10 protein-coding genes, 1 pseudogene and 1 riboswitch are annotated in these 12,742 nt (G+C 57.3%); all 11 genes and pseudogenes read right to left on the reverse strand.

The window, feature by feature from the left end:
• Positions 1-77: 77 nt before the first annotated feature.
• Positions 78-541, reverse strand: a pseudogene (locus tag Q1A75_RS18310) (transposase); the annotation flags it as partial.
• A 346-nt stretch (positions 542-887) separates the two neighbouring features.
• On the reverse strand, positions 888-3,725 hold the full coding sequence (gcvP, locus tag Q1A75_RS18315; protein ID WP_299553712.1) for an aminomethyl-transferring glycine dehydrogenase: 2,838 nt from the start codon (positions 3,723-3,725) through the stop codon (positions 888-890).
• A gap of 12 nt (positions 3,726-3,737) precedes the next feature.
• Positions 3,738-4,097: a glycine cleavage system protein GcvH gene (gene gcvH / locus Q1A75_RS18320; RefSeq protein ID WP_299553715.1), complete on the reverse strand. Its 360-nt coding sequence runs from the start codon at positions 4,095-4,097 to the stop codon at positions 3,738-3,740.
• Positions 4,098-4,112: 15 nt separating this feature from the next.
• Entirely contained in the window at positions 4,113-5,237 is a 1,125-nt protein-coding gene (gene gcvT / locus Q1A75_RS18325; RefSeq protein WP_299553718.1) for a glycine cleavage system aminomethyltransferase GcvT, read from the reverse strand.
• A gap of 161 nt (positions 5,238-5,398) precedes the next feature.
• A riboswitch (glycine riboswitch) is annotated at positions 5,399-5,483 on the reverse strand.
• A gap of 111 nt (positions 5,484-5,594) precedes the next feature.
• On the reverse strand, positions 5,595-6,305 hold the full coding sequence (locus Q1A75_RS18330) for a class I SAM-dependent methyltransferase (RefSeq protein WP_299553721.1): 711 nt from the start codon (positions 6,303-6,305) through the stop codon (positions 5,595-5,597).
• A 152-nt stretch (positions 6,306-6,457) separates the two neighbouring features.
• A complete protein-coding gene (locus Q1A75_RS18335; protein ID WP_299553724.1) occupies positions 6,458-7,954 on the reverse strand; it encodes a phosphomannomutase/phosphoglucomutase in 1,497 nt (498 codons plus the stop codon).
• Between the two features lie 15 nt (positions 7,955-7,969).
• Positions 7,970-8,803 carry a 3-deoxy-8-phosphooctulonate synthase gene (gene kdsA, locus Q1A75_RS18340; protein ID WP_299553727.1) on the reverse strand — a complete coding sequence of 278 codons (834 nt, stop codon included), beginning with the start codon at positions 8,801-8,803 and terminating at the stop codon, positions 7,970-7,972.
• A 1-nt stretch (position 8,804) separates the two neighbouring features.
• Positions 8,805-10,478: a capsule biosynthesis protein gene (locus Q1A75_RS18345; protein WP_299553731.1), complete on the reverse strand. Its 1,674-nt coding sequence runs from the start codon at positions 10,476-10,478 to the stop codon at positions 8,805-8,807.
• Positions 10,456-11,115 (reverse strand): ATP-binding cassette domain-containing protein, encoded by a 660-nt coding sequence (locus tag Q1A75_RS18350; protein WP_299553734.1) that lies wholly within the window; start codon positions 11,113-11,115, stop codon positions 10,456-10,458. Before Q1A75_RS18350 ends, Q1A75_RS18345 begins: the two co-directional genes overlap by 23 nt.
• 234 nt (positions 11,116-11,349) lie before the next feature.
• Complete coding sequence (locus Q1A75_RS18355) at positions 11,350-12,378, reverse strand: permease (protein WP_299553737.1); 1,029 nt, start codon at positions 12,376-12,378, stop codon at positions 11,350-11,352.
• On the reverse strand, positions 12,371-12,709 hold the full coding sequence (locus Q1A75_RS18360; protein WP_299553740.1) for a helix-turn-helix transcriptional regulator: 339 nt from the start codon (positions 12,707-12,709) through the stop codon (positions 12,371-12,373). Before Q1A75_RS18360 ends, Q1A75_RS18355 begins: the two co-directional genes overlap by 8 nt.
• Positions 12,710-12,742 lie beyond the last annotated feature (33 nt).

Genomic DNA, 12,742 nt, shown 5'->3' on the forward strand with positions numbered 1-12,742 from the left:
CCTCAAACTCGCCAAGCGCTGGAAGCCAAAGGGAAAGCGCCCCAATTGATCAAGGTGGGGTCAAAGCAACGCTTACACTTCACCGGCGTCTTGCGTTGTTTTCGGCCGGGGATGCAGGCGCGTATCCCTTTGTCTTTTAACGCGTCTCGGAACCAGTCGGCTTCATAGCCACGATCCATTGACCGGCAGGGTATCAGGCGGCCACGCCCCCCTTTTTCGCGGCCATACTGGTCGCGGTGCGGTGCGCTTTTAGATAGGTCGCGTCAATCATGACTGTCTTCTCTTCGCTGTGCTCGGCGGCCAGGTCGACCATAATCCGTGCGAAGATACCTTTCTCGCTCCAACGCTTCCAGCGGCTGTAGAGCGTCTTGTGTGGTCTGTATTTCTTGGGGGCATCTCACCAGCGCAAACCATTGCGATTGACGAAGATAATCCCACTCAACACTCGTTTGTCATCAACAAGAGGCTTGCCGTGTGACTTCAGGAAAAAAGGCGCGAGCTTGGCCATCTGCTCGTCGGTCAGCCAACAAAGGTCGCTCATATCACCGCTCCGCTTTCCCAGCCGTGAATCACGCTATATAGTGAAAATCAATGCATCCTGACCCTAGCAGTTCCAATATTGGCCAAGTTTTCTCTCTCTCTCTCTCTCTCTCTCTCTCTCTCTCTCTCTCTCTCTCTCTCTCTCTTGTACTTTTTCCAAGCCAACAAGTGTTGCTACATAGGAAGGGTCGCATTGAAACTTCCGTAGTGCGTTCTCTGGTTGCCTGACCAACGCAATGTTCGGCTGTTGACGAACCGTCAGTTCAGAAAAGCGAGAACTCTGTGCGCCACAAAGCAACCAGAACCAAGGCTTGAACGGCTCTTGAAACAACCCGTCGATTGCCCGCTCATTTCTGGGCGTAGTCTTCCATCGGGGGGCAGGTGCAGGACAAATTTCGGTCTCCCCACACGTTGTCTACGCGGTTGACCGGTGGCCAATACTTGTCGACACGAAACGATCCGGCTGGGAAACATGCACTGTCCCGACTGTAGGGGCGATCCCAATCCCGTACCAAATCCTCCATCGTGTGTGGTGCGTTCTTGAGAGGGTTGTTGTCAGGGTCCATGGTGCCGTCCTCGATGGCGCGGATTTCGTCGCGGATACCCAGCATTGCATCGCAAAACCGGTCCAGTTCGGCCTTTGTTTCCGACTCGGTCGGTTCGATCATCAACGTACCTGCAACGGGCCACGACATTGTAGGGGCGTGGAAACCGCAATCCGCAAGCCGCTTGGCAATATCGTCCACGGTGATATGAGCGCTTTCGGCAAAGGGGCGTGTATCGATGATGCATTCATGCGCCACCCGCCCAGTTGGTCCCTTGTACAGTACGTCAAAGGCGCCTTCGAGGCGCTTGGCGATGTAATTGGCGTTCAGGATCGCGACCCGTGTTGCCTGTGTCAGGCCATCGCCGCCCATCATCAGGCAATAGGCCCACGAAATGGGAAGAAGCGAAGGTGAGCCGAAAGCCGCGGCGCTCACGGCACCCTCACCGCCATTTGGATCGCCGGGTAGATGGGTGGTCAAATGCTCTTTGACACCAATGGGCCCCATCCCGGGGCCGCCGCCACCGTGCGGGATGCAGAACGTTTTGTGGAGATTGAGATGGCTGACATCGCCGCCCAAGTCGCCCGGGCGGCTCAGGCCGGCCATGGCGTTCATGTTGGCCCCATCAATATAGACCTGACCGCCCGCATCGTGGGTAATCTGGCACACTTGGATGACTGTTTCCTCGAATACACCATGGGTCGAAGGGTAGGTAATCATGCAGCCTGCAAGGTTGTTCTTGTGCTCCTTCACCTTGGACTTGAAGTCATCTAGATCAATGTCACCGTTCTCTGCTGATTTCACAGGCACAACTTTCCAGCCGACCATATGAGCGGAGGCGGGGTTGGTGCCGTGGGCACTCATGGGAATTAGGCAGATGTTCCGATGGCTTTCGCCATTTGCATGGTGCCAACTAGCGATGGTGAGAAGGCCTGCATACTCGCCTTGCGCACCCGAATTGGGCTGCATGGAAATCGCGTCGTAGCCAGTGATGTCGCATAACTTTGCAGACAAATCATCGATCATCTCTGTGTAACCGGCGGCCTGATCCTTGGGGCAGTAGGGATGCAGTAGGGAAAACTCGCGCCAACTGACCGGCATCATCTCGGCCGCCGAGTTCAGCTTCATCGTGCAGGAGCCAAGTGGGATCATCGCGCGATCCAGCGCAAGATCGCGGTCCGCCAAGCGACGCATGTAGCGCATCATCTCGGTCTCGGCTCGATTCATGTGAAAAATCGGGTGTGTCAGGTAATCGGTGCTGCGGACTAGGTTTTCCGGCACGTTGTAGTGCGGTGTGTAATCCTTGTCCTGTCGTTCGATTCCAAACGCCCGCCAAACCTTTTCTATGGTCGCAGGCCGCGTCCGTTCATCAAGTGTAATGCCTACTGCCGTGGGGCCAACAGCGCGCAAGTTGATGCCTTCGTCGACGGCGGATTTGATGACAGCAGACTGTAAAGGCCCGACATCAACGGTGATTGTGTCAAAGAAGATAGCAGGGCGCACATCAAACCCTGCCTGCTTCAGGCCTTCGGCCAGCCGCGCTGTCTTGCGGTGGATCCGTTGCGCAATCGCCTTGAGGCCATCAGGGCCGTGAAACACGCCATAAAACCCCGCCATCACAGCCAGCAGAGCCTGGGCGGTGCAAACATTCGATGTCGCTTTTTCCCGTCTGATGTGCTGCTCGCGGGTTTGCAGGGACAAGCGATAGGCACGATTTCCAAGGCTATCGACGGACACGCCAACGATGCGTCCGGGCATGTTGCGGGCATAGCTGGCTTTGGTCGCCATATAGGCGGCGTGCGGGCCTCCGTAGCCAACAGGTACCCCGAAGCGCTGCGTTGTGCCGACGGCGATGTCGGCGCCCATCGCCCCAGGCTCTTTGAGTAGAGTCAACGAAAGGGGGTCGGCGGAGATAATACCAATCGCTTTGTGTTCGTGCAGGCCTTCGATCTGTGTCGTGAAGTCCCGAATATGACCATACGTGCCCGGGTATTGGAAGATTGCGCCAAACACCGTGCTCGGGTCCAAATCATCTGGGCTGCCAACGGTGATTGCGATGCCCAAGGGTTGCGCGCGGGTTTTCATCACCGCGATGTTCTGCGGGTGGCAGTTTTCATCGACAAAGAAGCCCGTGACCTTGGACTTGCTTACCCGTTGCGCCATGGTCATGGCCTCGGCGCAGGCGGTCGCCTCGTCCAGCAATGAAGCGTTGGCAATCTCGAGGCCGGTCAGGTCCGACACCATCGTCTGGAAGTTCAACAGCGCCTCAAGCCGCCCTTGGCTGATCTCTGGTTGGTAGGGCGTGTAGGCCGTGTACCACGCCGGGTTTTCAAGGATGTTCCGTTGAATTGCTGGTGGCGTGACCGTTCCGTGATAACCTTGGCCGATGAGCGAAGTCAGAACCTTGTTCTTGGATGCTGTTACCCGCATGTGGTGCAACAATTCCCGTTCCGACTTGGCCTTGCCGAAATCCAGCGGTTCCTTTTGCCGAATACCCTCGGGGATCGTGTCGTCGATCAGCGCGTCGAGGTCTTTCGCCCCCACCACTTCCAGCATCTCTTCCATTTCGGCGGGGGATGGCCCGATATGGCGGCGGTTCGCAAAATCATAGGGCCGATAGTCGGTGGGTTTGAAAGTCATGGGGCGTGTTCCTCAGCCGATCAATGCGTTGTAGGCGGCCTCATCCATCAGGCCGTCGAACTGCGATGGATCCGATGGCTTGATCTTGAAAAACCAGCCTTCGCCCAATGGATCGCTATTAGCGAGGCTGGGATCATCGGCCAGTGCCGTGTTAACCTCGGTGATTGCACCATCCACCGGGGCCATGATGTCGGACGCTGCCTTGACGCTTTCGATAACGACGATCTCGTCGTCCTTGCTGACCGTCGCGCCCACTTCGGGAAGTTCGACAAAGACCAGATCGCCCAGCTGTGTGGTCGCATGTTCTGTGATGCCTACGACATACACGTCTCCGTCGGCGCGCAGCCATTCGTGTTCTTCGGTGTATTTCATTGGTTTCCCTCTCTGTTATCTTTTGAAGTTGGCTGGCGTGAACGGCATTTTGGTGACTGTTAAGGGCAGACGCTTGCCGCGTAATTCGCCGTAGAGCGTGTTGCCTGGGGTTGCGTTGTCCGCGCCGACATAGCCCATGGCAACAGGCGCTCCGACTGTTGGGCCGAAGCCGCCGGATGTGATTGTTCCAATCGGATCAGGTGCGTCTTCCGTTTCAAAGAGACTGATGCCTTCGCGCATGGGCGCACGGCCTGCAGGCAAAAGGCCGACCCGTTTTTGGGTGATGGTGCTGTCGAGTTGACACAGGATCCGCTCGGCCCCAGGAAAGCCGCCAGCACGTTCATCGCCAGCCCGGCGCACCTTTTGTATGACCCAAGCGAGGTCAGCCTCCACCGGTGTTGTCGTTTCGTCAATGTCGTGGCCGTAAAGGCACAAACCGGCCTCCAGCCGCAGAGAGTCCCGAGCCCCGAGCCCGATGGCTTCGACGTCCGGGTGGTCCAGCAACTTCTTTGCAATGCGCTCGGCCGCGTCGGCGGGCACCGAAATCTCGTAACCGTCTTCGCCTGTATAGCCCGACCGCGATGCCCACACTTCAACACCATCGAGGTTCAGGGTTGCCACATCCATAAAGCGCATCTGCGCCGCGCGTGGATCCAGTACAGACAAAACCGGTTCAGCGGCGGGTCCCTGCAAGGCAAGTAGCGCGCGATTGGTGATCTCAGTCACCGTGACCTCTGGTTCCAGCGCTTCTCTCATATGTGCGATGTCCGCGGCCTTGCAGGCGGCGTTCACCACAACGAAAACGTGGTCACCGCGATTGGCCAGCATCAGGTCGTCTTCGATCCCGCCGTCCTCATTGGTGAAGAACCCGTAGCGTTGTCGACCCACGCCAAGGCCCAGAATGTTGACGGGTATTAGCGTTTCGAGACCGGTTGCCGCCGCCTCATAGCTTGGGCCGTGCACGATGACCTGCCCCATGTGACTGACATCGAACAGCCCCGCCTTCGTCCGCGTATGGATGTGTTCCTTCATCACGCCAAGACTGTATTGCACGGGCAGATCATATCCAGCAAAGGGTACCATCTTGCCCCCGAGCGAAACATGGAGTGCATGAAGTGGGGTCTGCTTGAGATCGGACATGTCTCGCTCGCCTTTTTCAAGCCGACGAGATTTGCATCAAATCAAGCGGCACCACATTGCGCGCAGAACCTCATCTGCGCGTCGGTGCCTCCTCTGTCCTTGGTGCCTGAGATCATTATCCCTTCGGCGGATGCGTTGAGCATCACTCTCCAGAGTATTCGGGCCTGACACTGGTCCTGTAGCCTGAGAGTTTCCGAGGCAGTTGCTCCTTCGGCACCAGTTGTCTGGTTCTCCCAACGCCAAGCGCTGTACGTTTCCTATCGGAAACACAACTAAAGTGGCAAGCGGAATTTGGAACTTGTTGTTCTTGGAATTCCCGTGCCAAGATTACCCAAGTGTATCTGGTGACCTCATTCACTAAAGACTAGGCACTTGCCATTCCATGATCTGCTGGTATGGCGCATTGTTATACGCAGCCTCCTTAGGATGGCCTGGGTTGACAACGGCAGGTTCGTCAAAGTGGCAAAGCTGGAAGCCGCGGTCGAGCAGCGCGCGCATGTAAAAGGATAGAGGGCGATGCCAGTTGGTTACGCTTATCCCCTTCCACTCGGAAAGGATTGCATGGGGTTCTAGATAGCGTTGAACAACAATTTCTCTCGACCCGTCTGCACGAACAGACCATCCTCCCCCTTTGATATCGGCAGCCGTCGCAAAACCAGTAAGGTTCGCGATCAGGAAATGGCCACCTGGATGCAGTACCCGTCTCACCTCATCCAGTGCAGCGTCGATCTTTTCTATGTCGAGAAGGCTGAGATAGCTCACAACTACATCGAATGAAGCGCTTTCAAATGGTAGATTCTCCGCACGACCTTCGACGAAATGCGCTCCGCCCAGATCTCTTGCTCGGGCAATCAAGGATGGAGTTGGATCCAGCCCAACACATTCAGCGACCATACTGTCGAGGAGACGGCAAAAGCGACCTTCGCCACAGCCGAGATCCAGCAGGCGACGCGGTCGGCAGGCCCGAACACGTTCTATCATGGGCGCATCGAGGACGCGTCTCCGACTGAAATCACCGTGTTCGCCCTGTGCTTCGATCCAAGCGGCTGCAGATTTTTCCCAGTCCATGATCAGCTCCGTTTCCAAACTCGTAGCAGACCGGCCGTCGTGGCCCATGGTCGTTTGGGTCTGTAGACCCACCAGTCAACCTTGAAGCCCAACGTCTGCTTGCGGCTGCTTTGAAGGGATACCCAAGCTTTCAAAACCGAACGGACTAAGCCTCAGAATGTCTGATCGTATTCGCCGACGGTCTCTTCGGTCCGGATGACCGCGTCGATGTCAGCGAAAATCGTTCGTAACTCGTCCTCGCTTTCGGGGCTTTCGCAGACCACCACCAGGTTCGGGGTGTTGGATGAGGCGCGCACCAGCCCCCAGCCACCGTTGTCCAAAATCACGCGGGCGCCGTTGACTGTCACCACTTCCTTGATCGCGCGACCTGCGATGAGTTCCTGCGCGTCGGCCTTGGCCGTCAGTTTTGCCACGATGCGGTCGAGGGTAGCGTATTTTTTAGTGTCTGCGCAGTATGGCGACATTGTTGGGGTGGAGTGTGTCTTGGGCAAAGCCTTGCGCAGGTCTGACATCTTCATGTCGGGATTACGGTCCATCAATTTGCAGATTTCGACTGCGACCCGCATGCCGCAATCATAACCACGCCCGATGGGTTCCGCGAGGAAGTAGTGTCCTGATTTCTCAAACCCGGCGAGTGCACCGATTTCCTTGACCCGTCGTTTCATGTGGCTGTGGCCGGTTTTCCAATAGTCTGCCGTCACTCCGTTGGCTTGCAATTCGGGGTCCGAGGCAAAAAGACCGGTGGACTTCACATCCGCCACGAAGGTCGCGTTGGGATAGAGTTTCGACAGATCGCGGGCCATGATAACACCCACCTTGTCGGCAAAGATCTCCTCGCCCTCGTCATCGACGACGCCGCATCGGTCGCCATCGCCGTCAAATCCAAGCGCGAGGTCGGCACCTGAGGCTTTGACGGAGGCCGCCATGTCATGCAGCATTTCCATGGCTTCAGGGTTCGGGTTGTAGTGGGGGAATGTGTAGTCAAGTGTTGTATGGCTTTCGACCACTTCAACCCCGATGCGGCGGAAGAGCTCGGGCGCGAAAGCGGCAGCCGTGCCGTTGCCGGCAGCACATACGACCTTGAGTGGGCGGGTCATCTTGAAGTCGCCGACGAGGTCCTCAAGGTATGCTTCCTGCACTCCATCGATAAACTCGTAGCCGCCGCCGGGGCGCGCTTCGCCATCGCCGTTCAGGACGATATCGCGCAATTCAGACATCTCGTCTGGACCGTGGGTCAGGGGGCGGTCGAAGCCCATCTTCACCCCTGTCCAGCCATTGGGGTTGTGCGAGGCTGTGACCATGGCGACAGCAGGCACATCAAGGTGGAACTGACTGAAATAGGCCATGGGGGACAGTGCCGGGCCGATATCCTTGACCTGTATACCGGCCTGTATCAGGCCGACGATCAGCGCATTCTTTATGCTGAGTGAATAGTCGCGATAGTCGTTGCCCACAGCAATCACTGGGTCAATGCCGCGCCGCCGCATCTGCGTGCCGAGCCCGAAGCCAAGTGCGGTAATGCCAGGTAGGTTGATTTCTTCCGGGTACTTCCAGCGCGCATCGTATTCGCGGAATCCTGTTGGAGTGATCATGGGGTCGCGCAGAAACGCCCACGTGTTTGGCGTCACGATGGCAGAGGGTTTGGTCATGGGGAAACTCTTTACTTAGAAAGTCATTGGATGCGCCTTCGCAAGCACATCAAATTTCATGAGAGTGCCGATCAGCGATTGCATCTGATCTAGGTAGATCATGTTGGGCCCGTCGGAAGGGGCCTTGTCTGGGTCGGGGTGGGTTTCAATGAACACGGCTCCGACGCCAATGGCAACGGCAGCCCGGGCCATGACCGGTGCAAACTCGCGCTGCCCGCCCGACGAACCGCCTTTGCCCCCGGGTTGCTGGACTGAGTGGGTGGCGTCCATGACGACAGGGTAGCCGGTTTGGGCCATTTGCGGCAGCGACCGCATATCTGCCACCAGCGTGTTGTAGCCGAACGAAGTGCCCCGTTCGGTCAGCAGGATGCGGGTGTTACCGGTGCTTTCGACCTTGGTGACGATATTGCCCATTTCCCAAGGTGCCAGGAACTGGCCCTTTTTTATGTTCACAACCGCCCCGGTTTCGCCCGCAGCCAGCAGCATGTCCGTCTGGCGGCAGAGGAAGGCGGGGATTTGTAGAATGTCGGCCACTTCGGCCACGGGTGCGCATTGCGCTTCGGTGTGGACGTCCGTCAGAACCGGGACGCCGATGGCATCCTTGACGGCCTGCAACGCTTTCAATCCGTCGTCCAATCCAAGGCCACGTCCCCCTGTCAGGGAAGTGCGGTTTGCTTTGTCATAACTGGCCTTGAAGACGTACTGTGCACCCGTCGCATCGCAAACCTCTTTCATGCGCCCGGCAACTTCTTGGCCAAGATCGACACTTTCCAGGGCGCAAGGTCCCGCGATGACTGTAAGCGGGCGGTCATTGCCGATCGTGAGGCCGGCGACATCAACATGTTTCATCTTAGCTTGTCACCTGTTCTCTGAGGATCGACGCTGTGAGCGAGATCATCAGGTAGATGCCCGCAAAGACGAGGAAAGCCAAGATCGTGTTTTCGAATGCGCAGGGATATGTTGGCTCTTCGGGCGCAATCGGTTCGACCGCGACGGTCAGGTAACGTACCTGCCGGGTTGCTTCAACACGGGATTGTTCCATCTGTTGCAGTGCTGATTGCAGCATCAAATCGCGCGAGGCGAGGTCCGCCTGCGCAATCTGGATGCGGGCCGCCAGTTCTGCGAGCGAGTTTTCACCCTTGGACACATCCGTCATCTTGTTGTTCAAGATGACCAATTGTTTGTTGAGAATTTCCAAGGTGCCGCGCGCGCCATCCACTCGGCTTTGGTTGGGGCGGGTATTGTTGAGCAGGCTGGCCAGCTCGATCTCTTTCTCGATGATCTGGGTTTCAAGTTGACCAATCTGGGTGCGAAGGCTGGCGATCACGCCTTCGGGATCCAGCGTGGCGCCCTCGATCTGCAAGCGCACTAGGGACTCCTGGGCGGCACGGCGCTCCGTTTCGGCCCGTTCGAACCCTTCCCGGGCATCACGCATCTGATCGTCCCGCTTTTGGGCGGACAGGTTGTTCACGCGTTGTTCGGCATAGTTGATCAATTGGCTCGAAAACTCGGCTGAGACCTGCGGGTCGGCGGCGGCCACCTCCATCCGGATCATGCCCTCGGTCGGGTCATAACCGATTTTTACGTTCTTTTTGTATGTCTTGTACGCTTCTTCATTGGTCGGATCGTCACTGAGCCTTTGGATCGGGTCAATCCAACCTTGGGTGAAATGCGTCTTGAAACCGATGTCACGGTCGAGCCGCAGCATCGCATCCTTGGATTGAAGGAAACCTTGCACGGCAATGCTGTCAGCATTGGTGGCGAACTGCGTTGGCAGCAGGCCACCCAACGGACCGGCGCCGCCTGATCCTTCGTTCTGAATGATCAGGAACTCGGACTTCGTGGCATACATCGGCGTCGCGATAGCGTAGAAGTAGTAGCCTGCAAGAAAGGTAGGCAGAATTACGAAGAACGCAAGTCGCACCAGTAACAGGCCCATCTTGCGACGGCGGCGGCGCGCAATATCGCGCTGGATGTTTTGAATTTCCTGCGACCGACGTTCTGCGGGGCTCAGTTCTGTCGATGGCAGTTGCTGCTGTTTGACCTGTACGGTCTGGGGAAGTTGAGCGCGCCCAGCGCCAGCGCCGCCGGTTGTCGCGGGCAAGTTGGCGAACGCGTCAGGTGCACCACCTTCATGCTGCTCTGCTCCTGCCTGCGGCACCACAAGTTCCAGCATGTTTGAGCGTTGGAAAGGGTCAATTCCCTTGGCGCGCAACAGACGAACGGCATCAAAGTCCGACGTGGGGGCCAGACCGTGTTTCTGGGCCACCCGCCGCGCCATGCGAAGCTGGCGGCCTGTCAGCCCCTCTTGCCGAATGGCGTCGATAGTGTTTTCGCTTTGCACCTGCTGGTTGGAGGCAACTTCACCACTTTTGGGGGCAGGTTTTTGCACCTTGTCTTGCGTTTTTGACTCGGATGCCGACTTTTCAGGCGCATCATCCCGCTCAGGACCTGTCGCCGCACTGCCAAGTGCGGGCGCGGTGCGCTTGATGCGGAACTTTCTAGCTTTGGGTTTCGTAGTCATAAAGCCGTTTCGCCTCTTCCAGCGTGTCAAACATATGCAGTTTGCCGTCCAGCAACACAGCGGCAGAGCGCGCGAATTTCTCGAGCGTCTGAGCCTGATGCGACACGATGATGATTGTTGTAGTGCGCAGCCGTTCCTGCAACACTTCACCTGCCTTGCGGTTGAATTCAACGTCTGTTGACGATGGCATGCCTTCATCAATCAGATAGATATCAAAGTCGAGTGCCAACATTAGCGCAAATGAAAAGCGTGCGCGCATGCCCGATGAATACGTACCCAAGGGTTGGTCGAAATACTCACCCAGGTTGCAGAGCCAGCGACAGAAGCTTTCCACATAGTCGGGATCAAGCCCGTAGAGGCGCGCGATGTAGCGAGAGTTTTCCAGCGCCGAGATCTTGGGTAGCACCCCTCCCATGAAGCCAAGTGGAAACGAGATGTTGCAGCCACGCCTGATTTCACCTTCGTCCGGTTTTTCCAACCCCGCCATCATATTGATGAGTGTGGTCTTACCAGTGCCGTTGGGGGCCAACACGCCAAACGAATGGCCCAATTCCACCCGGAAAGACACACGGTCAAGGATTACCTTGCGCTGTGTGCCTGTCCAGAAGGACTTGGATACATTTTCGAATTCCAGCATCCCCGTTGCTCCGCGGTGTCTGCTATGCCCCCGCGTACTGACGTGGGGAACCTGTGCCCTCCTTACCAGAGGCGTCTTAATGGTCTAATCACCGACTTAGGCAATATTATGTCCAAAGTCCCGTCGAATGTATAGGTTTTGCAGGGCATTGTTGCCGGAGAATGGACAGTTTGCAGGGTGGTGCGCGGCCCTTTGATCCGTCTGTGTGCCGTTTGCTGACAGTATAACGTCGGATCAGTTCAGAATTTGCCATGTCATCCCGGCCAGAACTGACCCTGTCAGCGCGAACCCGAGGTAAGCAGCGAAGACCCGCGGTTTCACCAATGCCCAGACGGCAATGGCGGCGGGGATGCAGCTGACGCCGCCCGCCAGCATGAAGGACAAGGCAGCACCGTTCGCCATACCCTGATCCATAAGCTCGGCCACAAGTGGAGCTGCCGCATATCCGTTCAGATAAGCCGGCATGCCTACGAATGCTCCAAGGATGACAGTGCCGATGCCGTCGCCGCCCAGGACTGATGCAATCAGGTCGGCAGGCATGTAGTAAACCATCACTGCTTCGATGACGTAGGCGAGTGTCAGCCATTTGAGCAAGAAGGCGGCGTTTTCCAGTGCCGCGCTGCGGAACGTTTCGACCCGGACACGTTCGCTCCAGAATTTCCAAACCGGCTGGTCAGAGAATGGCTTTGCTACGCCGCAGCATCCACCGACTGAAGGCCTTTCACGTAGCGGGTCTGTGAATACGGGTGTGCCGGCCAGCATGAGTGTGCCAAATCCGCCCAGCATGCCAAGCGCCACCGCAGCAACTGTTTTTGCCAGTGCGAATTCGACACTTATCGCTCCGGCCGTTATTGCGAACATGGCCGGGTCCATGAGCGGGGAGGCGAGCCAGAACGCCATCACAGCGCCCAACGGTGCGCCGACAGCCAACAAAGCTGCGATGAATGGGATCACTTCGCACGAGCAGAACGGCGACAGACCGCCCAGTAATGCAGCCATTATGATCATGCGGACCGGATTGCCCTCGAATGCCCTGGCCAGTAGGTTTTCCGCCCCCGTGGCCTTAAGATAGGCAACCGCGCAGACGGCAAAGGCAATGAACGGGGCGGTTCCCAGCAGTGCGTCGGCCGCGAAGGCAACTGTGGGCCAGAGTTGCTGCGGGTCTACAATGGCTACGATGACAAGGACCGCAATCGAGGCGACCCAGGCACCGTCAAGGAGTTTGCGTCGCCGAATGGGTGTCGGGGTGGTGGTGTCAGCCATGATCATGATCCGAGTGGGGGGTGTCTGCACAGCATTCAGTGAGAAGGAAGTTCGACAGATCCTGCACCTCATCAAAGGCGACGGCGGCGCAGATGATCGAGCGCCCCTGACGAGCTTGCGTGACAAGGCCAGCACTTGCGAGGATCTTGACGTGATGTGTCAGAGTCGAGCCGGTGACACCCGAGCGATCACCCAGCATGCCGATACTGAGCCCGTCCGGTCCGGCCCGCACGAGAATGCGCAGCACCGAAAGCCGTTGTTCAGATCCAAGGGCGGCAAAGGCTGCGGCAGCGCGGGTCAGATCGAGCGGGTGAGACGATTCCATTTTCATATTTCTAGAATTATAAAAATATAAATATCACGC

The organism is uncultured Tateyamaria sp. (assembly GCF_947504105.1).
Taxonomy (GTDB): Bacteria; Pseudomonadota; Alphaproteobacteria; order Rhodobacterales; family Rhodobacteraceae; genus Tateyamaria.